Source organism: Zhengella sp., assembly GCF_041397485.1.
Classification (GTDB): domain Bacteria; phylum Pseudomonadota; class Alphaproteobacteria; order Rhizobiales; family Rhizobiaceae; genus Zhengella.
This window is the reverse complement of the sequence record NZ_JAWKWO010000006.1, coordinates 225,961-248,516: the sequence shown is the minus strand read 5'-3', so window position 1 is coordinate 248,516 and position 22,556 is coordinate 225,961. Positions and strand designations below refer to the sequence as shown.

23 protein-coding genes are annotated in these 22,556 nt (G+C 64.4%); 17 read left to right on the top strand and 6 right to left on the bottom strand.

The annotated features are described in order from the left end of the window. Positions 1–91: 91 nt before the first annotated feature. From mdh to lpdA, 8 genes are all read left to right on the top strand, one after another. Positions 92–1,057: a malate dehydrogenase gene (gene mdh, locus R3D65_RS18255; RefSeq protein ID WP_371276709.1), complete on the top strand. Its 966-nt coding sequence runs from the start codon at positions 92–94 to the stop codon at positions 1,055–1,057. A gap of 13 nt (positions 1,058–1,070) precedes the next feature. Then, the gene (gene sucC, locus R3D65_RS18250) at positions 1,071–2,267 is read left to right on the top strand and encodes an ADP-forming succinate--CoA ligase subunit beta (protein ID WP_371276708.1); all 1,197 of its coding nucleotides are present in this window, start codon (positions 1,071–1,073) and stop codon (positions 2,265–2,267) included. Positions 2,268–2,273: 6 nt separating this feature from the next. Continuing rightward, positions 2,274–3,179 carry a succinate--CoA ligase subunit alpha gene (gene sucD, locus R3D65_RS18245; protein ID WP_371276707.1) on the top strand — a complete coding sequence of 302 codons (906 nt, stop codon included), beginning with the start codon at positions 2,274–2,276 and terminating at the stop codon, positions 3,177–3,179. Positions 3,180–3,319: 140 nt separating this feature from the next. Next, positions 3,320–6,313: a 2-oxoglutarate dehydrogenase E1 component gene (locus R3D65_RS18240; protein WP_371276705.1), complete on the top strand. Its 2,994-nt coding sequence runs from the start codon at positions 3,320–3,322 to the stop codon at positions 6,311–6,313. 30 nt (positions 6,314–6,343) lie between these two features. Then, positions 6,344–7,591, top strand: coding sequence for a 2-oxoglutarate dehydrogenase complex dihydrolipoyllysine-residue succinyltransferase (odhB, locus tag R3D65_RS18235; RefSeq protein WP_371276704.1), 1,248 nt, complete (start codon positions 6,344–6,346; stop codon positions 7,589–7,591). A gap of 23 nt (positions 7,592–7,614) precedes the next feature. Next, the gene (locus R3D65_RS18230) at positions 7,615–8,103 is read left to right on the top strand and encodes a hypothetical protein (RefSeq protein WP_371276703.1); all 489 of its coding nucleotides are present in this window, start codon (positions 7,615–7,617) and stop codon (positions 8,101–8,103) included. Further along, on the top strand, positions 8,100–8,852 hold the full coding sequence (locus R3D65_RS18225) for an SDR family oxidoreductase (protein ID WP_371276702.1): 753 nt from the start codon (positions 8,100–8,102) through the stop codon (positions 8,850–8,852). The genes R3D65_RS18230 and R3D65_RS18225 overlap by 4 nt, the downstream gene beginning before the upstream one ends. Before the next feature lie 34 nt (positions 8,853–8,886). Beyond that, the gene (gene lpdA / locus R3D65_RS18220; RefSeq protein WP_371276701.1) at positions 8,887–10,293 is read left to right on the top strand and encodes a dihydrolipoyl dehydrogenase; all 1,407 of its coding nucleotides are present in this window, start codon (positions 8,887–8,889) and stop codon (positions 10,291–10,293) included. Between the two features lie 116 nt (positions 10,294–10,409). Here lpdA and R3D65_RS18215 read toward each other — a convergent pair whose 3' ends face one another. The 3 genes from R3D65_RS18215 to R3D65_RS18205 all read right to left on the bottom strand — a co-directional run bounded on the left by R3D65_RS18215 (position 10,410) and on the right by R3D65_RS18205 (position 12,849). Then, on the bottom strand, positions 10,410–10,640 hold the full coding sequence (locus R3D65_RS18215) for a hypothetical protein (protein WP_371276700.1): 231 nt from the start codon (positions 10,638–10,640) through the stop codon (positions 10,410–10,412). Positions 10,641–10,752: 112 nt separating this feature from the next. Next, positions 10,753–11,823 carry a TraB/GumN family protein gene (locus tag R3D65_RS18210; protein WP_371276699.1) on the bottom strand — a complete coding sequence of 357 codons (1,071 nt, stop codon included), beginning with the start codon at positions 11,821–11,823 and terminating at the stop codon, positions 10,753–10,755. Positions 11,824–11,904: 81 nt separating this feature from the next. Beyond that, positions 11,905–12,849 carry a tyrosine recombinase XerC gene (locus R3D65_RS18205; protein ID WP_371276698.1) on the bottom strand — a complete coding sequence of 315 codons (945 nt, stop codon included), beginning with the start codon at positions 12,847–12,849 and terminating at the stop codon, positions 11,905–11,907. 68 nt (positions 12,850–12,917) lie between these two features. Here R3D65_RS18205 and rimM point away from each other — a divergent pair, with 68 nt between their 5' ends. Next, a complete protein-coding gene (gene rimM, locus R3D65_RS18200; protein ID WP_371276697.1) occupies positions 12,918–13,472 on the top strand; it encodes a ribosome maturation factor RimM in 555 nt (184 codons plus the stop codon). After that, the gene (gene trmD / locus R3D65_RS18195; RefSeq protein ID WP_371276696.1) at positions 13,469–14,161 is read left to right on the top strand and encodes a tRNA (guanosine(37)-N1)-methyltransferase TrmD; all 693 of its coding nucleotides are present in this window, start codon (positions 13,469–13,471) and stop codon (positions 14,159–14,161) included. Before rimM ends, trmD begins: the two co-directional genes overlap by 4 nt. Here trmD and R3D65_RS18190 read toward each other — a convergent pair. Then, positions 14,143–14,889 (bottom strand): sulfite exporter TauE/SafE family protein, encoded by a 747-nt coding sequence (locus R3D65_RS18190; RefSeq protein WP_371276695.1) that lies wholly within the window; start codon positions 14,887–14,889, stop codon positions 14,143–14,145. The two genes, trmD and R3D65_RS18190, sit on opposite strands and share 19 nt — an antisense overlap. 254 nt (positions 14,890–15,143) lie before the next feature. Between R3D65_RS18190 and rplS the strand changes: the two genes are divergently transcribed. Then, positions 15,144–15,671, top strand: a complete 528-nt coding sequence (rplS, locus tag R3D65_RS18185; RefSeq protein ID WP_371276694.1) for a 50S ribosomal protein L19 — start codon at positions 15,144–15,146, stop codon at positions 15,669–15,671. Positions 15,672–15,744: 73 nt separating this feature from the next. Here rplS and R3D65_RS18180 read toward each other — a convergent pair whose 3' ends face one another. Continuing rightward, positions 15,745–17,109: a DUF418 domain-containing protein gene (locus tag R3D65_RS18180; protein ID WP_371276693.1), complete on the bottom strand. Its 1,365-nt coding sequence runs from the start codon at positions 17,107–17,109 to the stop codon at positions 15,745–15,747. A 199-nt stretch (positions 17,110–17,308) separates the two neighbouring features. Here R3D65_RS18180 and leuC point away from each other — a divergent pair, with 199 nt between their 5' ends. Together leuC and R3D65_RS18170 are read left to right on the top strand one after the other, a co-directional pair. Next, positions 17,309–18,718, top strand: coding sequence for a 3-isopropylmalate dehydratase large subunit (gene leuC, locus R3D65_RS18175; RefSeq protein WP_371276692.1), 1,410 nt, complete (start codon positions 17,309–17,311; stop codon positions 18,716–18,718). Between the two features lie 261 nt (positions 18,719–18,979). After that, positions 18,980–20,131: a hypothetical protein gene (locus R3D65_RS18170; protein ID WP_371276691.1), complete on the top strand. Its 1,152-nt coding sequence runs from the start codon at positions 18,980–18,982 to the stop codon at positions 20,129–20,131. Positions 20,132–20,135: 4 nt separating this feature from the next. Here the strand turns inward: R3D65_RS18170 and R3D65_RS18165 are convergent, their stop codons facing one another. Then, entirely contained in the window at positions 20,136–20,465 is a 330-nt protein-coding gene (locus R3D65_RS18165; protein ID WP_371276690.1) for a hypothetical protein, read from the bottom strand. Positions 20,466–20,685: 220 nt separating this feature from the next. On the opposite strand from R3D65_RS18165, the gene R3D65_RS18160 reads away from it, so the two are divergent. From R3D65_RS18160 to sdhD, 4 genes are all read left to right on the top strand, one after another. Further along, complete coding sequence (locus tag R3D65_RS18160) at positions 20,686–21,147, top strand: GNAT family N-acetyltransferase (RefSeq protein ID WP_371276689.1); 462 nt, start codon at positions 20,686–20,688, stop codon at positions 21,145–21,147. Positions 21,148–21,192: 45 nt separating this feature from the next. Beyond that, positions 21,193–21,519 carry a hypothetical protein gene (locus tag R3D65_RS18155; protein ID WP_371276688.1) on the top strand — a complete coding sequence of 109 codons (327 nt, stop codon included), beginning with the start codon at positions 21,193–21,195 and terminating at the stop codon, positions 21,517–21,519. A gap of 237 nt (positions 21,520–21,756) precedes the next feature. Next, a complete protein-coding gene (gene sdhC / locus R3D65_RS18150; protein WP_371276687.1) occupies positions 21,757–22,155 on the top strand; it encodes a succinate dehydrogenase, cytochrome b556 subunit in 399 nt (132 codons plus the stop codon). A 12-nt stretch (positions 22,156–22,167) separates the two neighbouring features. Further along, a complete protein-coding gene (gene sdhD / locus R3D65_RS18145) occupies positions 22,168–22,551 on the top strand; it encodes a succinate dehydrogenase, hydrophobic membrane anchor protein (protein WP_371276686.1) in 384 nt (127 codons plus the stop codon). The last annotated feature ends 5 nt before the right edge of the window (positions 22,552–22,556 follow it).

Here is a 22,556-nt window from a genome sequence, read left to right as displayed (position 1 = left end):
TTTGGCATGTCCGGCCGCTGAACCATTCCTGCCCGTTTCTCAGGCTCATGGCGGGCCTTTCCCGCGGGCGCAGCAAAGGGAAAACTAGCACATGGCACGCAACAAGATCGCGCTGATCGGCTCCGGCATGATCGGCGGCACGCTCGCCCATCTGATCGGCCTGAAGGAACTGGGCGACGTCGTTCTGTTCGACATCGCCGAAGGAGTCCCGCAGGGCAAAGGCCTCGACATCGCCGAATCCTCCCCGGTCGACGGCTTCGATGCCAGCTTCACCGGCGCGAACGACTATGCCGCCATCAAGGGCGCCGATGTGTGCATCGTCACCGCCGGCGTGCCGCGCAAGCCGGGCATGAGCCGCGACGATCTGCTGGGCATCAACCTGAAGGTCATGGAGCAGGTGGGCGCCGGCATCAAGAAATACGCCCCGAACGCCTTCGTCATCTGCATCACCAACCCGCTGGACGCGATGGTCTGGGCCTTGCAGAAGTTCTCCGGCCTGCCGAAGAACAAGGTGGTGGGCATGGCCGGCGTGCTGGACTCCGCGCGCTTCCGCTATTTCCTGGCCGAGGAATTCGGCGTGTCGGTGGAAGACGTGTCGGCGATGACGCTGGGCGGCCATGGCGACGACATGGTGCCGATGACGCGCTATTCGACCGTGGCCGGCATTCCGCTGCCCGATCTCATCAAGATGGGCTGGACCTCGAAGGAGAAGCTGGATGCCATCGTCGAGCGCACCCGAAAGGGCGGCGGCGAAATCGTGGCGCTGCTGAAGACGGGCTCGGCCTATTACGCGCCGGCCGCTTCCGCCGTTGCCATGGCCGAATCCTACCTGAAGGACAAGAAGCGCGTGCTGCCCTGCGCCGCCCATCTGAACGGCGAATATGGCGTGAAGGACATGTATGTCGGCGTGCCGGTGGTGATTGGCGCGGACGGCGTGGAGCGCGTCGTCGAGCTGGAATTCACCAAGAGCGAAGAGAAGATGTTCGAGACTTCGGTCAGTGCGGTCGCCGGCCTTTGCGAGGCCTGCCAGAACATCGCACCGCAGCTGAAGGACTGAGGAGAGGGTTTCCATGAACATTCATGAGTATCAGGCCAAGCAGGTCCTGAAAGGCTATGGTGCGCCCGTCGCCGACGGCGTGGCCATTTTCGAGGCTTCCGAGGCTGAAGCCGCCGCCAAGGCGCTGCCGGGTCCGCTCTTCGTGGTCAAGTCGCAGATTCACGCCGGCGGCCGCGGCAAGGGCAAGTTCAAGGAATTGCCGAGCGACGCCAAGGGCGGCGTCCGCCTTGCCAGGTCGGTGGAAGAGGTGGTCGCCAATGCCAACGAGATGCTTGGCAACACGCTGGTAACCAAGCAGACCGGCCCGGCCGGCAAGCAGGTCAACCGCCTCTATATCGAGGACGGTGCGGATATCGACCGCGAGCTGTACCTCTCCATCCTCGTCGACCGCACGGTCGGCCGCAACGCCTTCGTCGTGTCCACCGAGGGCGGCATGGACATCGAGGCGGTTGCCGAGGAGACGCCGGAGAAGATCGTCACGGTGGCGATCGACCCGGACGCGGGCGTGACGGAGGCCGATGCGGCCGCGCTGTGCGATGCGCTGAAGCTCGACGGCGCGGCGCGCGAGGACGGCATGAAGCTGTTCCCGATCCTCTACACGGCCTATACCGAGAAGGACATGAGCCTGCTGGAGGTCAATCCGCTGATCGTCATGACCGACGGGCATCTGCGTGTGCTCGACGCCAAGGTCTCCTTCGACAACAACGCGCTCTTCCGCCACGACGACATCCTCGCCCTGCGCGACAAGACGGAAGAGGACGAGAAGGAAATCGAGGCCTCCAAGTATGACCTCGCCTATGTGGCGCTGGACGGCAATATCGGCTGCATGGTCAATGGTGCCGGCCTTGCGATGGCGACCATGGACATCATCAAGCTCTACGGCGCGGAGCCGGCGAACTTCCTGGATGTCGGCGGCGGCGCGTCGAAGGAAAAGGTCACGGCCGCGTTCAAGATCATCACCGCGGATCCGAATGTGAAGGGCATCCTGGTCAACATCTTCGGCGGCATCATGAAATGCGACGTCATCGCCGAGGGCGTGGTCGCCGCCGTCAAGGAAGTGGGCCTGCAGGTGCCGCTGGTGGTGCGCCTCGAAGGCACCAATGTGGATCTGGGCAAGCAGATCATCAACGAATCCGGCCTCAATGTCATTGCGGCCGACGATCTGGACGACGCGGCGCAGAAGATCGTCGCGGCTGTGAAGGGAGCCTGATACCCCATGTCGATCCTCATCAACAAGGACACGAAGGTTCTGGTTCAGGGCCTGACCGGCAAGACCGGCACGTTCCACACCGAACAGGCGCTTGCCTATCACGGCACCAAGATGGTCGGCGGCATCCACCCGAAGAAGGGTGGCGAGACCTGGTCCGGCAAGGACGGCGAGCAATTGCCGATCTTCGCCTCCGTCGCGGAAGGCAAGGCGGCGACCGGCGCGGACGCATCGGTGGTCTACGTGCCGCCGGCAGGGGCCGCCGCGGCGATCATCGAGGCGATCGAGGCCGAAATCCCGCTGATCGTCTGCATCACCGAGGGCATCCCGGTTCAGGACATGGTCAAGGTGAAAGCCGTCCTCGACAAGTCGTCCTCGCGCCTGATCGGCCCGAACTGCCCGGGCGTGCTGACGCCGGACGCGTGCAAGATCGGCATCATGCCGGGCAACATCTTCAAGAAGGGTTCGGTGGGCATCCTGTCGCGCTCGGGCACGCTGACCTATGAGGCCGTGTTCCAGACCACCAATGCGGGCCTCGGCCAGTCGACCGCGGTCGGCATCGGCGGCGATCCGGTCAAGGGCACCGAGTTCATCGACGTGCTCGACCTGTTCCTCGACGATCCGGAGACCGAGTCGATCATCATGATCGGCGAGATCGGCGGTTCGGCCGAGGAAGAAGCGGCCGAGTGGCTGACGGAGCAGGCGAAGAAGGGCCGCAAGAAGCCGATGGCCGGCTTCATCGCGGGCCGTACAGCGCCGCCCGGACGCACGATGGGCCATGCCGGCGCGGTGATTTCCGGCGGCAAGGGCGGCGCCGAAGACAAGATCGCGGCCATGGAAGCCGCCGGCATCCGCGTGTCGCCTTCGCCGGCGCAGCTCGGCAGCACGCTGGTGAAAGTGCTCAAGGGCGAATGAGGCCCTGACCGACAAGGCGAGAGGCCGGACCCGGGTCCGGCCTTTGGCCATCCCCGGAGGGAAACATGCGGGCAGGGACGCGCCGGCCAAGGCGCCGCCCGCGATCACCAAGGTGCCGGACAGGATGTCCGGAAGCGCTGATGGCACGAAACGACCAGGCCAACGACATTTTCGAACAGACCTCGTTCCTCTACGGCGGCAATGCCGCCTATATCGACGAGCTTTACGCCCGCTACCAGGACAACCCGTCGTCGGTGGACCAGCAGTGGCGCGACTTCTTCGCGCAGCTTCAGGACGATGCCGAGGATGTGCGCAAGAATGCGCGCGGCGCCTCCTGGAAGCGCGACAACTGGCCGATCGCCGCCAATGGCGAACTGGTCTCGGCGCTGGACGGCGACTGGGGCCAGGTCGAGGGCCACATGACCGCGAAGCTGAAGGAAAAGGCGGCCGCGGCAACGGGCGCAACGGGCATGAGCGCGGAGGACGTGGCCAAGGCCGCGCGCGATTCGGTGCGCGCCATCATGATGATCCGTGCCTACCGCATGCGCGGGCACCTGCATGCCAATCTCGACCCGCTCGGCATTGCCGGTCTGAAGGAAGACTATAACGAGCTGTCGCCGGAAGCCTATGGTTTCTCGCCCGACGATTTCGACCGGCCGATCTTCATCGATCATGTGCTGGGGCTGGAATTCGCCACCATCAACGAGATGCTCGACATCCTCAAGCGCACCTATTGCTCGACGATGGGCGTGGAGTTCATGCATATCTCCAACCCGGAGGAGAAGGCCTGGATCCAGGAGCGCATCGAGGGGCCGGACAAGGGCGTTGCCTTCACGGAGAACGGCAAGAAGGCGATCCTGCAGAAGCTGATCGAGGCCGAGGGTTTCGAGCAGTTCATCGACGTCAAGTACAAGGGCACCAAGCGGTTCGGCCTCGACGGCGGCGAGGCGCTGATCCCGGCGCTCGAACAGATCATCAAGCGCGGCGGCAACATGGGCATGAAGGAAATCGTGCTCGGCATGGCCCATCGCGGCCGCCTCAACGTGCTGACCCAGGTGATGGGCAAGCCGCACCGCGCCGTTTTTCACGAATTCAAGGGCGGATCCTTCGCGCCCGATGACGTGGAAGGTTCGGGCGACGTGAAATACCACCTTGGCGCCTCCTCGGACCGCGAGTTCGACGGCAACAAGGTGCACCTGTCGCTGACCGCCAATCCGTCGCACCTGGAAATCGTCAACCCCGTTGTCATGGGCAAGGCGCGGGCCAAGCAGGACCAGCATTTCGGCCGCAAGCGCGAGGAAGTGCTGCCGCTGGAAGCGCGCGCGGCCGTGCTGCCGCTGCTGCTTCATGGCGATGCGGCTTTCGCCGGCCAGGGCGTGGTGCCTGAATGCCTTGGCCTGTCGGCCCTGCGTGGCCACCGCGTGGCCGGCACCATCCATTTCATCATCAACAACCAGATCGGCTTCACCACGAATCCGCGTTTCTCGCGGTCCTCGCCCTATCCCTCCGATGTGGCGAAGATGATCGAGGCGCCGATCTTCCACGTCAACGGCGACGATCCGGAAGCGGTGACCTACGCCGCCAAGGTGGCGACGGAATTCCGGATGATCTTCCACAAGCCGGTGGTCATCGACATGTTCTGCTATCGCCGCTTCGGCCATAACGAAGGCGACGAGCCGGCATTCACCCAGCCGCTGATGTACAAGAAGATCCGCGCGCACAAGACGACGGTGCAGCTCTATTCGGAGAAGCTGGTCCGGGAGGGTCTGCTGACCGAGGGCGAAGTGGAGAAGATGAAGGCCGACTGGCGGGCCCATCTGGAAGCCGAGTTCGACGCGGGCAATTCCTTCAAGCCGAACAAGGCAGACTGGCTGGACGGCGTGTGGTCGGGCATGCGCACCGCCGATTCGGCCGACGAACAGCGCCGCGGCAAGACCGCCATGCCGGCCAGGACGCTCAAGGAAATCGGCAAGAAACTGGCCGAAGTGCCGGAAGGGTTCGAGGTGCATCGCACCATCAAGCGCTTCATGGACAATCGCGCCGCGATGATCGAATCGGGCGAGGGAATCGACTGGGCGACGGCGGAAGCGCTTGCCTTCGGCTCCATCCTGCTGGAAGGCAATCCGGTTCGCCTTTCCGGCCAGGACTGCGAGCGCGGCACGTTCAGCCAGCGCCATTCGGTGCTCTACGACCAGCGTGACGAGACGCGCTACATTCCGCTGAACAACCTGGGTCCGAGCCAGGCCAATTACGAAGTCATCAATTCGATGCTTTCGGAAGAGGCGGTGCTGGGCTTCGAATACGGCTATTCGCTGGCCGAGCCGAACGCGCTGACGCTCTGGGAAGCCCAGTTCGGCGACTTCGCCAATGGCGCCCAGGTGGTGTTCGACCAGTTCATCTCGTCGGGCGAGCGAAAGTGGCTGCGCATGTCCGGCCTCGTCTGCCTGCTGCCGCATGGCTACGAGGGCCAGGGGCCGGAGCACTCCTCCGCCCGCCTTGAACGCTGGCTTCAGCTTTGCGCCGAGGACAACATGCAGGTGGCCAATTGCACCACGCCGGCCAATTATTTCCACATCCTGCGCCGTCAGCTGAAGCGCGATTTCCGCAAGCCGCTGATCCTGATGACGCCGAAGTCGCTGCTGCGCCACAAGCGAGCGGTCTCGACATTGCCGGAAATGAGCGGCGAAAGCTCCTTCCACCGCCTGCTCTGGGACGATGCCCAGCAGCACAAGGACGGACCGATCAAGCTGGTCAAGGATTCCAAGATCCGCCGTGTCGTGCTGTGTACCGGCAAGGTCTATTTCGACCTGCTGGAAGAGCGTGAGAAGCGCGGCATCGACGATATCTACCTGCTGCGTGTGGAACAGCTTTATCCGTTCCCGGCCAAGGCGCTGATCAACGAACTGTCGCGCTTCCGCAATGCGGAAATGGTGTGGTGCCAGGAAGAACCCAAGAACATGGGTGCCTGGTCGTTCATCGATCCCTATCTGGAATGGGTGCTGGCCCATATCGACGCCAAGCATCAGCGGGTGCGCTATACGGGCCGTCCGGCCGCGGCCTCTCCGGCCACCGGCCTGATGTCGAAACATCTGGAACAGCTTGCCGGCTTCCTCGAAGACGCGCTCGGCGAATAAGACAAACCGTTCAGGAACAGGACAAAACCCATGGCTACAGAAATCCGCGTCCCGACACTGGGCGAATCCGTGACCGAGGCGACCATCGGCCAATGGTTCAAGAAGGTGGGCGACGCCGTTGCCGCCGATGAACCGCTGGTGGAACTGGAAACCGACAAGGTGACCGTCGAAGTGCCGGCTCCGGCCGCCGGCAAGCTGACCGAGATCACCGCCAAGGAAGGCGAGACGGTGGAACTCAACGCCCTGCTCGGCATGATCGCCGAGGGCGAAGGCGGCGCGGCGGCTCCGGCAGCCAAGGCCGAGGAGCCGAAAGCCGAAGACATGCCGAAGCCGGCGCCGTCGGGCTCCCAGACGGTTTCCAGGGGCATGGAAGACGCGCGCAGCGGCGACATGCCGGCTGCCCCGTCGGCGGCCAAGCTGATGGCCGAGAAGGGGCTTGACGCCTCGCAGGTCTCCGGTTCCGGCAAGCGCGGCCAGGTGCTCAAGGGCGACGTCCTCGACGCCATCAACAAGGGCACGGGGTCTTCCCAGGCTTCCGCCCCGGCCGCCGCGCGGGCGCCGTCGTCCGGCGAGGATGAAGTGCGCGAGGAGCGCGTCAAGATGACCCGCCTGCGCCAGACCATCGCGCGGCGCCTGAAGGATGCGCAGAACACGGCCGCCATGCTGACCACCTTCAACGAGGTGGACATGACGGCAACGATGGAACTGCGCAAGAAATACAAGGATATCTTCGAGAAGAAGCACGGCGTGAAGCTGGGCTTCATGGGCTTCTTCGCCAAGGCCGTGACGCATGCGCTCAAGGAGATTCCGGCGGTCAATGCCGAGATCGACGGCACCGACATCATCTACAAGAATTTCTGCCATATCGGCGTGGCGGTCGGCACCGACAAGGGTCTCGTCGTGCCGGTGGTGCGCGATGCCGACCAGATGTCGATTGCCGAGATCGAGAAGGAAATCGGCCGCCTGGGCAAGGCCGGGCGCGACGGAACGCTGACCATGGCGGACATGCAGGGCGGCACCTTCACCATTTCGAATGGCGGCGTCTATGGCTCGCTGATGTCGACGCCGATCCTCAATGCGCCGCAATCGGGCATTCTCGGCATGCACAAGATCCAGGAGCGGCCGATGGTCGTGAACGGCCAGATCGTCATCCGTCCGATGATGTATCTGGCGCTGTCCTACGATCACCGCATCGTTGACGGCAAGGAAGCCGTGACCTTCCTGGTCCGCGTGAAGGAGAGCCTCGAGGATCCGGAACGCCTCGTCCTCGACCTTTGATCGAAGACGGCGGGAGAGGGACAATGATCCTGCGGGTCCTGATGGCGGCCGGATTGGCATCGTTCGCGGTGCCCGCCCTTGCCGCCTGCCCGCAGGAACTGGCCGTCTATGAAAGCGGCGACGGGCAAACGGCGCTCAATTTCACGGCAGGCGGTGGGGCCATGGCGATGAGCCATGAAATCCGCATCCTGTTTCGTGGTGCCGGGCCGGTAACAGCCTATGTGCAGCCGGGCGCTGCTTTCGGCCAGCCGGAAATGGTGCTTCCGGTCAATTGCCCGGAAGGCGATGTGACCGGCGATGAACTCGCCGCCTGCATCGTCTACAGGTCGGTGGTCCACGCGGTGGATGCGCAAGGCGTGCCCGGTGAATTGCCGGCGGGCGGCGAACCGGCCGCGCAAGCGGTGCTGCTGCCCAATTTCGCCGCATCCGTCTGGCGGCATCCGGCCTTCGGCGATGACGGTCCGCCTGAGCCGCCGGCTGAAATCCTCTTGCTTACGGGGTGCCAGGAATGAGTTCGGAAAAGGTTCTTCTGGTGACCGGCGGTTCGCGTGGCATTGGCGCGGCGGTGGCGCTGGGCGCTGCGCGGGAGGGCTGGCGGGTTGCCGTCAACTACGTTTCCAATGCGCGCGCGGCCGATCTCGTGGCCGAGCAGATCGTGCAGGGCGGTGGCGAGGCAATGGCCGTCCCGGGCGATGTCGGAAAGGAAGCCGATATCCTGACCATGTTCGAGGCGGTGGACCGGCGCTGGGGCCGGATCGACGGCCTGGTCAACAATGCCGGCGTGGTGGACCGCATGGCGCGCGTGGACACCATGAGCGCGGCACGACTGGAGCGGATGTTCCGTATCAATGTCATCGGAACCATCCTGTGCGCGCGGGAAGCCGTGAAACGCATGTCCACGGCCCATGGCGGCCAGGGCGGCGTGATCGTCAATCTTTCCTCGGCCGCAGCACGGCTTGGCAGTCCCGGCTGGTATGTCGACTATGCCGCCTCGAAGGGCGCCATCGACACGTTCACGAAGGGGCTGGCGCTGGAAGTGGCCGGTGAGGGCATCCGCGTCAATGCGGTACGCCCGGGGATCGTCGCGACCGACATCCACGCTTCCGGCGGTGAGCCCGACCGCGTGGCGCAGGTGCGCGGCGGATTGCCCATGAAACGCGAGGGCCAGGCTGGCGAAATCGCCGATGGCATCCTCTATCTTCTCTCCGAAAGGGCGTCCTATGTTACGGGCGCCATCCTCGATATTGCCGGCGGTCGCTGAGACGGCGGGCCACCAAACAGGAAGGACATGACCCATGGCGTATGATGTCGTCGTTATCGGAACCGGACCCGGCGGATATGTGTGTGCCATCAAGGCTGCGCAACTGGGGCTCAAGGTCGCGGTGGTGGAAAAGCGGGCGACCCACGGCGGCACGTGCCTGAATGTCGGCTGCATTCCTTCCAAGGCGCTGCTGCATGCCTCGGAAATGTTCGCCGAAGCTGGCCATTCCTTCGATGCGCTGGGCATCGAGGTGCCGGCGCCGAAGCTCAATCTCGAGAAGATGATGGGCCACAAGGACGCGGTGGTCAAAGCCAATGTGGACGGCGTCGCGTTCCTGCTGAAGAAGAACAAGATCGACGCGTACCTCGGTACCGGCAAGGTTCTGGGCGAGGGCAAGGTTTCGGTCACCGGCAACGATGGCAAGGTGCAGGAAATCGAGACGAAGAACATCGTCGTCGCGACGGGTTCCGATGTGGCCGGCATTCCGGGCGTCAAGGTGGACATTGACGAGGAAACGATCATCTCGTCTACCGGCGCGATTGCGCTTGCCAAGGTGCCGGAAAGCCTGACCGTGGTGGGCGGCGGTGTCATCGGCCTCGAACTGGGCTCGGTCTGGGCGCGCCTCGGCGCGAAGGTGACGGTGGTCGAATATCTCGACACGATCCTGGGCGGCATGGACGCAGAGATCGCCAAGCAGTTCCAGCGGGTGCTTTCCAAGCAGGGCCTGACCTTCAAGCTCGGCGCCAAGGTGACCAATGTCACCAGGGCAAAGAAGGGCGCCGAGGTGACGTTCGAGCCGGTGAAGGGTGGCGACGCTGAGACGGTCGCGTCGGATGTCGTGCTGATCTCGACCGGGCGCAAGCCGTTTACAGAGGGGCTGGGGCTGGAAGAGGCCGGCGTGGTGCTGGACGAGCGCGGCCGCGTGGACGTCAATTCGAACTTCCAGACCTCGATCCCCGGCGTCTATGCCATCGGCGACGTCATTCGCGGGCCGATGCTGGCGCACAAGGCCGAAGACGAGGGCGTGGCCGTGGCCGAGATCATCGCGGGCCAGCACGGACACGTGAATTACGAGGTGATCCCGTCCGTGGTCTACACGCAGCCGGAAGTGGCTTCCGTGGGCCGCACCGAGGACGAACTGAAAAAGGCGGGCGTCGAGTACAAGGCCGGGAAGTTCAACTTCTCCGCCAATGGCCGCGCGCGCGCCATGCAGCAGACCGACGGTTTCGTGAAGGTGCTGGCCGATGCGAAGACGGACCGCGTGCTCGGCGTTCACATCATGGGTTTCGGCGCGGGCGAAATGATCCACGAGGCGGCGGTGCTGATGGAATTCGGCGGTGCATCAGAGGATCTGGGCCGCACCTGCCACGCCCATCCAACCATGTCGGAAGCGGTCAAGGAAGCGGCGATGGCGACATTCGCCAAGCCGATTCACTCCTGACGGTGAAATGACACGGCCGCCGCAATGCGATGCGGCGGCAGTTCACCCACACCGGCCATGGCAAGCTGCACCTAGCGTGTCCTGCCTACGCGGCCGGATTCGCGGTGCGCCGCGGATCAGTCGGCCTTGTCTTCCTCGACGACCGGATCGGCGGCCTTGTCGCCGAGAACGGACGTCTCGTCGCCGGCGCCCTCAAGGCTGTCGGTACGGGTGGACATGGGCGTGATGTCACTGGCGATGCTGGCCGTCGTCATCGTGTCATGGGCTTCGGCGCTGTGCATCGGGCAGGCGTGCGCCGCGGAAAGGGCAAGGCCCGTTGCGGCGAAAGTGGCAAGAAGGGTCTTCATGGTTTGCTCCCTTGCATTCCTGCATTGTCTTGACGCAAGGGAAAGATAGCGCGGTTCGCCGGTTGCGGCAATCGTGCAGGGGCCGGCAGGGCGCACAAAGCCGGATTGCAACTTATTCCGCGCGGGTCACTGCATATCCAGCCTTGCGCAGCAATTCGACGACACCTTCCTCGCCCGGCAAATGCAGGGCGCCCACCGCGATGAAGGCATTTCCCTTTTCCAGAACAGGCCTGGCATTGCTGACCATGCCATGGTTTCGCGCGGTCACCATCACCTTCTCGAAAGCCGCATAGCTTTCGTTGGAACCGGGTTGCTGCGGGGTCACGGATTCCAGCAGCGGCCAGACCATGCCGACCTCTTCCCGCTTGTAGAGAACGATCATGGTCTCGATCATGTCATCGAGGCGGTCTTCCAGTGCCAGTGTTGCCACCAGCCCGTCGACATGAACTTCCATGGGAAGCGAGTTCATCGCCTCCAGTTGCGAGACGATCGTCTCCAGGCCGAGCAGGGTCTTGCCCGCAGCCTTAGCGTCCCGGGCGAGGCGTGCATCGAGAAACGGTGCTCCCGATTGCTTGCGCGCCATCTCGCAGGCAGGCAATGCGAGAGCCGACGACACGACCCATGGCTTCATGTGCTGGATGGCGACGAGCGGCATGCCGCGCTCTTCCAGTTCTTCGGCCACGCGCACGCGTTCTTCGGGGTCAAGCAGGTCTGTCAGCTTGCGACCGTCCGTGAACATCACCAGATCGGGGTTCTGCATCATGGTGGCGGCGGCGGTTTTGGGGTCCAGTGCATCCACGGCTTCCACCACGACCGTTCCGGCCTGGTCGAAAGCGGCCTGTGCGGCAGGGGTCAGCGCGATGACGCGCGGATCGGTCAGATGCATGGTGCCGAACAGCCAGGACGGCGCGACACCTGGCTTTTCAACCTTCCAGAGCAACCCCCTGCCGTTGGGTGTCGCTTCGGCCTTGTCGCGAATCGCGGCCAGACGGCCGGGATCGCGGGCTTGCAGTTCGGCGACGAGATCCTGTCCACTGCAGGCGGGCAGTTCGCCCGCCCCGGCCTTTGGCGCAAGCAGCAGAAGCGTCGCCAGGAATGCCACGAAAAGCAATCCATGCAGGATGGCCAGAAGCCGGATTCCGGCGATGCTGAGCGTGTCGGCAATATGATCGGCATGTTTCATGGTCCCTATCCTGATCCGCAAAGCGCAAAGATGCGGTTAATCGCTTCGGTCGAAAACCGCTTGACCGAGAGGCGGGCGCCGTCAGGCGCGGGGATGGAACGTGTCGTAGATGTCCAGCAGGCGGTCGGCATCGACACCTGTATAGACCTGCGTGGTGGAAAGGCTGGCATGGCCGAGCAGTTCCTGGATGGCGCGCAGGTCTCCGCCACGGCCCAGAAGGTGGGTCGCAAAGGAATGGCGAAGCGCATGCGGCGTCGCGCTGTCGGGCAGATCGAGCGCGGCGCGCAGCCTTGCCATGTCGCGTTGCAGGACGGCAGGATTGAGCTTGCCGCCGCGCGCGCCGCGAAACAGCGGCGTTCCGGGTGCCAGATCCCAGGGGCAGAGGCCGCGATAGGCGGAGACTGCGTCCAGAACCGCCGGCAAAAGCGGTACAAGCCGGGTCTTGCCACCCTTGCCCGTGACCCGCAAACCGGTCTGCGAGGGGTCACGCAAATCCTCGCCATCAAGCGCCAGTGCCTCCGAAATGCGCAATCCGCAGCCATAGAGGAGCGACAGGACAGCCGCATTGCGCGCGGCGATCCACGGTTCCTCGTGCAATTGTTCGGACGCGTCGACGACGCGCAACGCATCGGAGGCGGTGATGGGGCGCGGCAGCGACCTGGGTTGGCGCGGCGCGCGCACCGCTTTCGCGCCGGCGGCATTGGCAAGACCACGTTTTTCCAGGTAACGCAGAAAAGCGCGCAGACCCGCGAGATTGCGCCCTGTGGTGCGGGCTCCGGCACCGGATGAACGGCGTGCGGCAAGAAAGGCACGCAGATCCGCCGGTTTCAGCGCGGCAATATCCGCGCGTGCCGCCGGACGGCCCAGATGACGGGTGAGAAAGGCAAGGAACTGGCGCGTATCCCGCTCATAGGCTTCGACGGTGAGAGCCGCGAGGCGGCGCGTTGCGGCCAGGTCGGCCAGCCATTGGCGGCGAAGCTGAAGCACATCCTGGGTCGCGATGACGAGCAATTCGGGTTTGGCCATGGCCCCAGATTGCACGGCCACGGTTAGCGAATGCTTGATTTGCCTGCCAAAGCGCGTAATCAGGCGGCATGGACGAAACAGGAAAAGACGTACGCATGGCCGTGATCGGCGCCCCGCATGGCGTGCGCGGCGCGTTGCGGGTGAAGAGCTTCACCGGCGATCCGCTGGCCTTTGGCGATTACGGCCCGCTGCATGACGCAGACGGCCGCACCTACGCGGTGCTCGACGTGCGCCCGGCCAAGACAGTGGTCGTGGCGCGGTTCGAGGGCGTGACCACGCGCGAACAGGCCGAGGCGCTGAACGGCGTGGAATTGTTCATCGCCCGCGATGCGCTGCCCGACGAGGAACTGGAGGACGATGAGTTCTTCCATGCCGACCTGGTCGGGCTGGAGGTTCGCGACATCGAGGGCAATCGGCTGGGCAAGGTCACCGCAATGCATGACTTCGGCGGCGGCGACCTGATGGAAATCACGCTTGGCGGACGCAAGGGCGTGCTCGTTCCCTTCACCCTGGCGGCCGTTCCGGTGGTCGATGTGGCGGGCGGACATGTCACCGTCGAGCCGCTTGCGGCCGGTCTGGTGGAGACAGATGACGAGGATGGCGCACCGGAGCCGGAGGCATGACCTTCCGCGCCACGGTGCTGACGCTCTATCCCGACATGTTTCCCGGCACGCTGGGCATGGCCCTTGCCGGCAAGGCGCTGGAAAACGGAGCATGGACGCTGGAGACGGTGCAAATCCGCGACTTTGCAACGGACAAGCACCGTTCGGTGGACGACACGCCGGCCGGCGGCGGCGCCGGCATGGTGCTGAGGCCGGATGTGCTGGCCAGTGCCATCGATGCGGCCTCGCCGGAGGACGATCCCAGACCGCGCCTCCTCATGAGCCCGCGGGGGCGGCCGCTGACGCAGGCACGGGTGCGCGACCTGGCGCGCGGGCCCGGCGCGTTGATCGTCTGCGGGCGGTTCGAAGGCGTGGATGAACGCGTGATCGCTGCGCGCGGGCTGGAGGAGGTTTCCATCGGCGATTACATCCTGTCGGGCGGCGAAGTGGCTGCCCAGGTGCTGCTCGATGCGGTCGTTCGCCTGTTGCCCGGCGTCATGGGCAATGCGCAATCGGGCGAGACGGAGAGTTTCGAGACCGGGCTGCTTGAGCACCCGCATTATACCCGGCCGGCCGAATGGGAAGGCCGCACCATTCCCGACGTCCTGACCTCCGGCAATCATGCAAAGATCGAGGCCTGGCGGCGCGAACAGGCCGAAAGGCTGACGGCCGCCCGCCGGCCGGACCTGCTTCAGCCGCGCACGAAATAGTAGCCCGCCAGGAACAGGCCGATGGCGATGACCAGCCAGCGCAACACGCCTTGCGGCACCCGCCTGGCGAACCAGACGCCCATCCAGCCGCCAAGACCCGCGCCCGGCAGCATGACCAGGCCGTGCTTCCACGAGATCGCGCCGCCAGCCGTGAAGACGAGGATGGCCACCGCGGCAATGACGATGGAGAGCCCGTTCTTGATGGCGTTCAGGCGGTGATAATCGCCGCCGGTCGCAAGGCTCAGGGATGCCAGCATCATCACGCCCATGCCGGCGCCGAAGAAACCGCCATAGATGGAGGTGACGAATTGCAGGGCATTGCCCCTGAGCGAGTTGGGCGGATGCTCGCCGGAGGCCCTCGGCTTCAGGTAGGGGCCGGCCGCGAAAAGCGCGGTGGCGGCTATCAGTAGCCAGGGCACGAGGCTGGAAAAGGCCGGGTTTGACAGCGACAGCAGCCAGAGCGCACCGCCAAGGGAACCGAACAGGGAAATGGCGGACAGGACGGCGACCGCCTTCCACTCCCTCCTGATCTCGCTCCAATAGGCCAGTGCCGACGTGATATAGCCGGGAAACTGAACGATGGAAGACGTGGCATTGGCGGAGATCGGCGGGACGCCGGCCAGCGTCATCGCACCGAAGGTGAGAAACGTGCCGCCGCCGGCAATGGCGTTGATCATGCCGGAAAACAGGCCGGCGAGAAAAAGGAGAAGTGCTGTCGTGATCGTCATGGCGCTTCCCTAGCCGGAAATCCGTTGCGATGGCACGAAAATTCGGCGTTGAAGCACTTTTTTCGCGGCAGGCCGTGACAAGTTGCGCGCAAGCGTGTAAGAGCGCGCCCGAAGTCCGGGCATGATCGGGCTTCCTCGCAAGCAACAGTTCATGTGAATTCGCCATGCCGGTCTTCGCGTCCGGCCCTTTGTCGCGGTCAGACAGACTTCGGAAGGTGGCGCTCTGACGTGCCCAAGAACAAGAGGACAGGACGATGGATCTCATTCGTCAGCTCGAGGCCGAACAGGCCGCCAAGATCGAAGCCCAGCGCAAGCTGCCCGAATTCTCGCCCGGCGATACGCTGCGTGTGCAGGTGCGCGTGACGGAAGGCAAGCGCACCCGTCTGCAGGCCTATGAAGGCGTTTGCATCGCCCGCTCCGGCTCGGGCCTGCACGAGAACTTCACGGTTCGCAAGATTTCCTACGGTGAAGGCGTCGAGCGCGTGTTCCCGGTCTACTCGCCGCTGGTCGAGGCGGTGGAAGTGGTCCGTCGCGGCAAGGTGCGCCGCGCCAAGCTCTATTACATGCGCGACCGCCGCGGCAAATCGGCCCGCATCACCGAGAACACCAATGCCCGTTCGCGCAAGCTGAACGAAGCCGAGCGCAAGGCGCAGGCCGAGGAACGCGCCCGCGTCGAGGCCGAGAAGATTGCCGCCGCCGAGGCGCTGGCTGCCGAGAAGGCCGCGGCCGAGGCTGCGGAAGCCGCTGCCGCCGAGCAGAACGCGGAAGCCAAGGGCGAGTAAGCCTTTCGCTACAGCAAGCCTTTCGAAAAGGCGCGGTCCGTTCCGGCGGGCCGCGCCTTTTTCATGCTCCGGGTCAGGCCGATGCGTCTTCGCGGCCATGGGTGATGCGGCGCAGAAGGCGCTCAAGCGGTCCCTGGCCGAAGCGCTTCACATAGAGGGGCGCGGCAAGAAGCTGGACGAGCGTCATGGCGAGCGCGATGCCTGCGATCTCGATATGTTCGAGGCGGCCGAAAAGTCCGAAGCCGAAGCCGAAGAAAAGCGTCATGCATGCCGCGGACTGGCCGATATAGAGGGTCAGCGCGAGGCGGCCGCAGGCTTCCAGCCGGTCGGTCAGCCAGCGGGCGCGTCCCCAGGCCATCAACAGCGCCAGAAGCGAAAAGAAGCCGAAGACGAAACAGAGCCGGCGGATGTCATAGACATAGGGCAGCAGTCCGTCGGAGAGCATGGCGGCGGTCGATCCGTCGGCGAAGCGGCTGCCGGTGAACCAGCCGATCGCCGTGCCCGCGACAAGGCCGCCGAGCGCCAGGCGCCGGTAGGCCGAAAGGCTCCATCCACCGGTCAGGAAGCCGCTTTTGAGAAGCGCCATGCCAATCAGCATGAAGGTATAGACGTCGAGGACATGGTGCTTCACGACTTCCGAGGTCTGTTCCTGGAATGAAACGGGTGCCAGCGAAAGCACATTGTCGAGATAGCCCTGCTGGCGCTCGATGATCTCGCTCTCGATGCTTTCCATGATCCGGCGCATTTCGTCGCCGTCATCTTCGCCGGGTGCGGCCGCATCGCCGGCGGTCGTCGCAATGCCTTGGGTCGTGCCGCTGTCGATCCCGGATGGATCGATCTGCTCCCGCAGCGGTTGGCCGGCGCGGTTCTCGATCACCTCGTCGCGGCTGAACGTGTCACGCATTTCCACGCGCTGCTCCATCAGCGGCGATATTTCCGCGCCGCCCTGAATGGCGGACATCGCCATCATCAGCGCCGCGGCGATCCACAGGCGGCGGGGTGACCATTTGCGCACCGGAAACAGGAACAGGCCGAACAGGCCGTAGAGATAAAGGATGTCGTAAGGCCAGAGCAGGAGATAGGCGTGGATGACGCCGAAGGCGATGAGCGCCATCTGCCGCCTGTACCAGGGATCGAGCGCGGCAAGCCCGGTGCCGGCGGATTCCGCACGGGTCAGCAGGATGAGCGCCGTGGCGCCGAAGAGGATGGAGATCATGCCGCGCATGACGCCATCCACGGCAATGCCGACCAGGCGCCAGATCTCGACATTGGGGTCGATGACGCCCCACATGGTTTCGCCCCACATGCCGGGAATGCCCATGGCATCCAGCGGCAGGGCGAAGATGAAAATGTTGAGCCAGAGAATGCCGAGAATGGCGAAGCCGCGGCCGGCATCCATGAGGGCGTGGCGTCCGTGGGCGAAGGGCGTGGGGATCATGCGGTGGGTCCGATGGCCGGAAAGGCGCGGGAGCGCGCCGGAGCGGCGGTTACGCCTGGCCGCGGCAATTTGCAATCGGTATTTGCTGCAGGGCTTGCCAGGTCAGCTTGATCCTTGACGCTGTCCATGCTGCCAGTCCATATGACAGCCAAGGGAAAAAGGGCCGAAATCCGGGCCCCGATCAATGAGGACTTTCGCCATGACTGCACCGCGCACCCTCTATGACAAGATTTTCGACGATCATGTCGTTGACCGCCAGGAGGACGGCACCTGCCTGCTCTATATCGACCGGCACCTGGTTCACGAGGTGACCAGCCCGCAGGCCTTCGAGGGGCTGCGCATGGCCGGCCGCAAGGTGCGGCACCCTGAAAAGACGCTTGCCGTGGTAGATCACAACGTGCCCACCACGCCCGACCGGAAGACCGGCATCAAGAACGAGGAAAGCCGCATCCAGGTGGAAGCGCTGGCGAAGAATGCCGGCGACTTCGAGATCGAGTATTACAACGAGGCCGACAAGCGGCAGGGCATTGTCCACATTGTCGGGCCGGAACAGGGCTTCACCCTGCCGGGCATGACGATCGTCTGCGGCGACAGCCATACATCCACACACGGCGCCTTCGGCGCGCTGGCGCATGGCATCGGCACGTCGGAAGTCGAGCACGTGCTGGCCACGCAGACGCTGATCCAGTCCAAGGCGAAGAACATGCTGGTGCGCGTCGACGGGCAATTGCCCGAAGGCGTGACGGCAAAGGACATCATCCTCGCCATCATCGGCGAGATCGGCACGGCCGGCGGCACGGGCCACGTCATCGAGTTCGCCGGGGAGGCGATCCGTTCACTGTCCATGGAAGGGCGGATGACGGTCTGCAACATGACCATCGAAGGCGGTGCGCGCGCCGGCCTCATCGCGCCGGACGAGACGACCTTCGCCTACATCAAGGACAAGCCGCGCGCGCCCAAGGGCAAGGCCTGGGACATGGCGCTCGACTACTGGAAGACGCTTCATACGGATGAAGGTGCGCATTTCGACAAGGTCGTCGTCCTCGATGCCGCCAACCTGCCGCCGATCGTCTCCTGGGGCTCCTCGCCGGAAGACGTGGTTTCCGTGACCGGCGTCGTGCCGAACCCGGATGACATTGCCGACGAGACCAAGCGGGCTTCCAAGAAGCGCGCGCTGGAATATATGGGCCTGACGCCTGGCACGAAGATCACGGACATCGCCATCGACCGCGTGTTCATCGGATCCTGCACCAACGGGCGGATCGAGGATCTGCGCGCGGCAGCCAGTATCGTGGAAGGCAGGACGGTGGCCGAAGGCGTCAACGCGATGGTCGTTCCGGGGTCCGGCCTGGTCAAGGAACAGGCGGAAGCCGAGGGGCTGGACAAGATCTTCCTGGCCGCGGGTTTCGAATGGCGCGAGCCCGGATGCTCCATGTGCCTGGCCATGAATGACGACCGGCTGAAGCCCGGCGAGCGCTGCGCCTCCACCTCGAACCGCAATTTCGAGGGACGGCAGGGCTTCAAGGGCCGCACCCACCTCGTCTCTCCGACCATGGCCGCCGCAGCGGCGATCGCCGGGCATTTCGTCGATATTCGCGACTGGGCCTGATGGCCGGGGCGGGCCGACAGCCCGCGTTCCCGCCGGTTCCCCATGCAATGGCCCGCGCTGCCTGCGCGGGCCATTTCCTTTTGCGGTGAGCGCCATGCGAGGCAGCCGGTCACAGGGCAGCGATTGCACCGGATTCTCCGGCTTCACATAACCAATCCCTAACGCATGCCTGCTATTGATCGACAAAACAGGGCAGGGAGAGGGCAGCGTGGCTGCAACCGTTGAAAGACAGGCATCCGGGCTGCCGTCAGGGGCAAGGTGATGGGCGGTTATCTTCTGTTTCTCAACAGCGCCATTGCCTCGATGGTCTTCGCGGTTCTGGTCGCTTCCTGGTGGCACGGGCGCCGGCCCGAGGCGCTCCTGCTGATCATCGCGAGCGCGCTGGCGGTCGTCTCGGGCTGTTTCGAGGCATCGCTGCTCTGGTTCGACAATGCCCATCTGCCGCGCTTCATGCTGTTCGCCACGCATCTGGGCGGATTGATGTTCCTGTCGGCCGGGGTCGCGGCCTATCTTTGCGTGCCGTTCAACTGGCGCATCGTCTCGGTCTTCTACATCGCGGCACTGATCGTGAACCTTCTGATCATCGACCTGGACCGCGAATCGCTCTTCCGCCAGACCGTCTATCAGGCGCCCTACATGCTGATGGCGATGACGGGAGCGGTGCTGGCGTGGCTGCACGGGCGGACCGCGCCGGACCGCGCCTTTGCCGTCGCCCTGACGCTGTTTGCCCTGCAATATGCCGTACGGCCCGGCCTTGGCATGTTCACCGGCGGTGTCGGCGCCTCGCCGTCGCATTTCCTGGCAACCAGCTATGGCGCCTTGATCCTGTTCATCCAGGCCACGACCGGCCTCCTGCTTGCCGGCATGATGATCTGGCTGATGGGCGCGAGGCTGCTGCATGACATCCGCAGCCGCTACGCCGTGGATCCGGAAACGGGTTTCATGTCGCGGGCCGGAGTGGAGGAAAAGCTGGCTGCCATCAGCGGTGCGGGCGAGGCGGTGGCGCTGGCGCTCATCGAGCCGGTGATCAAGGGCGCCTATACCGGTTTCGAGGGCGAGCAGAGGCTGAACGCCGAACTGGACAGGCTGGCAGACCTGCTGCCGGCGCATCTGAGCGAAACCATGACCGCCTTCCGTGCCGGCGATGCCCGGATCGGCATCCTGTTCCAGAACGGCAACGGCGAAGCGATCCGCCGGTGGTGCCTCGGCTTGTCCGAGGCCAGCAAGAAGGCGGATGGGGCGACGATTGCCGCCGGCGTTGCCCTGTGGCGCACCGGCGAGGCCTTCACGACCCTGCACGACCGTGCGGCCGAATCGCTCTATCATGCGCGTACGCCGGGCGGCCCTTCGGTCTGCCTGCGTGACATGAACCGCTATGTGCCGCCGGCGCCGCGTCTCGGCGCCTACGCCTGAAGCCTCAGCGGCAGCCGTTCACCAGCACAGCCACCTCATCGCGCGACAAGCCGTACATGTAGCTGCGCCCGCGATAGACCGCCGCGCCGCCGGAACAGCGATAGGATGCTTCGGGGAACCGGTGCTGGCTCGTCGAATAGACGGGTTCGTCGAAATAGATGACATCGGGAGCGCCCGAGACGGATGTTTCGGCCAGATCGCCCTGACCCACGACGATCCGCTTGTAACCCGAAGGGCTGATGATGACGAGGTTGCCGAAGGAATCGGAATAGGAACGCTCGCCGATACGGCCGGCCTCGGCGCCGGTGGTCGCGAGAAGCAGGCCTGACAGCATTGCTGTGCATGCCAGTGCAGAACTCAATTTACGCTTGACGGAACGCATGTTGCGTCCTCCTCTTTCATCCGGGTTGCCGCAGCCTCCCCATGTTTGCGGATATTAACCTTCCGTTAACCTTTGTCACGGGCGAAAGTTCACCGCCGCCGGCGCAATTGACAGGCATGGTTAACTGCGGCATCCCCCGGACGAACCATCGAGAAGAGGCGACGAAACGGTCATGAGCGAGCAGCACACAATCGACATCCAGATCCTGCGCCTGAAGGATGCACACGTCTTCGCGCCGCTGCTGGCCTCCTATGCACAGGCCCTGAAACGCGGGGCGCCGCGGCGGCCGGACGAATTCTATGCAGAGCAGATCCTGCAGGACCGGACGGCCGAGGTGCTGGGTGCGCGCATTGACGGGGAACTGGTCGGCTTCCTGATGTTCTATGACGTTCCGGAGCCGGTGTCCGGCCTGCGCATGGGCGTGTGCGACCATATCTATGTCCATCACGAGCATCGCAACAAGGGCATTGCCAAGGCGCTTGTCGACGTGCTGGCCGACCAGGCGGAGGAACGGGGCTGGTCGAAGCTGCATCTGCATGCGCCGCGCCAGCCGGAAGACGGGAGAAAGCTCTATGAGCGCATCGCGGCGCCGGCGGACTGGACCAGCTATATCATCCGCTTCGACGACAAGTGACAGCAATGGCTTTTCATGTCCGCGGCGATGGACGATAACGCGCCCATGAAAGCGATTCGCCTGTTTTTTCCAGTCCTCCTGGCACCCGTGCTGGCGGGTTGCGTGTCCGAGGGAGCCGCGCTGAGGCCCTTGCCGACCGACGCGCAACCGGCGCTGGCCACCTGGCGCTGCGAAGGCGGCGGAACGATGACAGTGCGCCGCGTCGGCGACGCGATCGAGGTCAGTTCACCGCGCGGCGTGGATGTCACGCTGCCGGCGTCACCGCCCGGTTCGCGGGAGCGTTACGGCGAGGGTCTTTATGCCGTCGTGTTCAACGGGCGCGAGGCGCTCTGGTTCGTGACGGGGAAGTCGCCGCTGAACTGCCGGCGCTAGCGGCGTGACGCCTATCGCGCCCGGCTTTTCCATCAGGGAAAAACTTCAACCGATTGAACTGCTTGGCATGCCGGGCGGATATCCGTATCAGACCAATGAATCATCGCCGGATTGGGTTGCGGCCTTTGACGCGGTGCAAAAACGGGACTAGAAAGCCCGGGATCGGAGAACCTTGCCGGCCGCCGACGGGCGCCTCAGCCCGCCGCGTCTGACCGGCCCAGCCCTATGGGGGAACACGTGAGCAAGGACGCCTTGAAGCGCGCGCGGCCATTGTCGCCGCATCTGCAAATCTACAAGCCGATCCCGACGATGATGATGTCCATCAGTCACCGCATCACCGGCATGGCCCTTTATGCCGGCACGCTGCTGGTGGCCTGGTGGCTGATCGCCGCCGCGTCGGGGCCGGCCTATTTCGAGTGGGTGAACGGGATTTACGGGTCGTTTCTCGGCCGTCTCATCCTGTTCGGCTTCACCTTCGCGCTGATCCACCACATGCTCGGCGGCGTGAAGCACCTGTTCTGGGACATGGGCTACGGCTTCGAGAAGACTTTCGCCACCCGGGTGGCGAAGATGCAGCCCGTTGCCGCGGCGATCCTGACCGTGCTGGTCTGGATCATCGGCTACCTGGCGCGCTGAGGAGGAGACGACATGAGCGACATGCGCACACCACTCGGCAAGGTTCGGGGCCTCGGATCGGCCAAGGACGGGACGGAGCATTTCTGGCGCCAGCGGGTCACCGCCGTTGCCAACATACCTTTGCTGATTTTCTTCATCGGGTTGATCATCGCGCTCAACGGGGCGGGCTACGAGGATGTGAGGGCAGCGCTTTCCAATCCCTTCGTGGCGCTTCTGACCATGGGCGCCCTGCTCAGCGCGCTCTATCACATGAAGCTCGGCATGCAGGTCGTCATCGAGGACTATGTCCATGCAGAAGGCTGGAAATTCCTGCTCGTCATGCTGAACACATTCTTCATCGCAAGCGTGGGCCTCCTTTCCGTGTTCGCGCTGCTCAAGCTTGCTTTCGCCGGTTAAGGACG

Excerpts from the sequence above, each read along its gene's own strand:
- mdh (WP_371276709.1), top strand. The coding sequence starts at position 92 with ATGGCACGCAACAAGATCGCGCTGATCGGCTCCGGCATGATCGGCGGC.
- sucC (WP_371276708.1), top strand. The coding sequence starts at position 1,071 with ATGAACATTCATGAGTATCAGGCCAAGCAGGTCCTGAAAGGCTATGGT.
- sucD (WP_371276707.1), top strand. The coding sequence starts at position 2,274 with ATGTCGATCCTCATCAACAAGGACACGAAGGTTCTGGTTCAGGGCCTG.
- R3D65_RS18240 (WP_371276705.1), top strand. The coding sequence starts at position 3,320 with ATGGCACGAAACGACCAGGCCAACGACATTTTCGAACAGACCTCGTTC.
- odhB (WP_371276704.1), top strand. The coding sequence starts at position 6,344 with ATGGCTACAGAAATCCGCGTCCCGACACTGGGCGAATCCGTGACCGAG.
- R3D65_RS18230 (WP_371276703.1), top strand. The coding sequence starts at position 7,615 with ATGATCCTGCGGGTCCTGATGGCGGCCGGATTGGCATCGTTCGCGGTG.
- R3D65_RS18225 (WP_371276702.1), top strand. The coding sequence starts at position 8,100 with ATGAGTTCGGAAAAGGTTCTTCTGGTGACCGGCGGTTCGCGTGGCATT.
- lpdA (WP_371276701.1), top strand. The coding sequence starts at position 8,887 with ATGGCGTATGATGTCGTCGTTATCGGAACCGGACCCGGCGGATATGTG.
- R3D65_RS18215 (WP_371276700.1), bottom strand. The coding sequence starts at position 10,640 with ATGAAGACCCTTCTTGCCACTTTCGCCGCAACGGGCCTTGCCCTTTCC.
- R3D65_RS18210 (WP_371276699.1), bottom strand. The coding sequence starts at position 11,823 with ATGAAACATGCCGATCATATTGCCGACACGCTCAGCATCGCCGGAATC.
- R3D65_RS18205 (WP_371276698.1), bottom strand. The coding sequence starts at position 12,849 with ATGGCCAAACCCGAATTGCTCGTCATCGCGACCCAGGATGTGCTTCAG.
- rimM (WP_371276697.1), top strand. The coding sequence starts at position 12,918 with ATGGACGAAACAGGAAAAGACGTACGCATGGCCGTGATCGGCGCCCCG.
- trmD (WP_371276696.1), top strand. The coding sequence starts at position 13,469 with ATGACCTTCCGCGCCACGGTGCTGACGCTCTATCCCGACATGTTTCCC.
- R3D65_RS18190 (WP_371276695.1), bottom strand. The coding sequence starts at position 14,889 with ATGACGATCACGACAGCACTTCTCCTTTTTCTCGCCGGCCTGTTTTCC.
- rplS (WP_371276694.1), top strand. The coding sequence starts at position 15,144 with ATGGATCTCATTCGTCAGCTCGAGGCCGAACAGGCCGCCAAGATCGAA.
- R3D65_RS18180 (WP_371276693.1), bottom strand. The coding sequence starts at position 17,109 with ATGATCCCCACGCCCTTCGCCCACGGACGCCACGCCCTCATGGATGCC.
- leuC (WP_371276692.1), top strand. The coding sequence starts at position 17,309 with ATGACTGCACCGCGCACCCTCTATGACAAGATTTTCGACGATCATGTC.
- R3D65_RS18170 (WP_371276691.1), top strand. The coding sequence starts at position 18,980 with ATGGGCGGTTATCTTCTGTTTCTCAACAGCGCCATTGCCTCGATGGTC.
- R3D65_RS18165 (WP_371276690.1), bottom strand. The coding sequence starts at position 20,465 with ATGCTGTCAGGCCTGCTTCTCGCGACCACCGGCGCCGAGGCCGGCCGT.
- R3D65_RS18160 (WP_371276689.1), top strand. The coding sequence starts at position 20,686 with ATGAGCGAGCAGCACACAATCGACATCCAGATCCTGCGCCTGAAGGAT.
- R3D65_RS18155 (WP_371276688.1), top strand. The coding sequence starts at position 21,193 with ATGAAAGCGATTCGCCTGTTTTTTCCAGTCCTCCTGGCACCCGTGCTG.
- sdhD (WP_371276686.1), top strand. The coding sequence starts at position 22,168 with ATGAGCGACATGCGCACACCACTCGGCAAGGTTCGGGGCCTCGGATCG.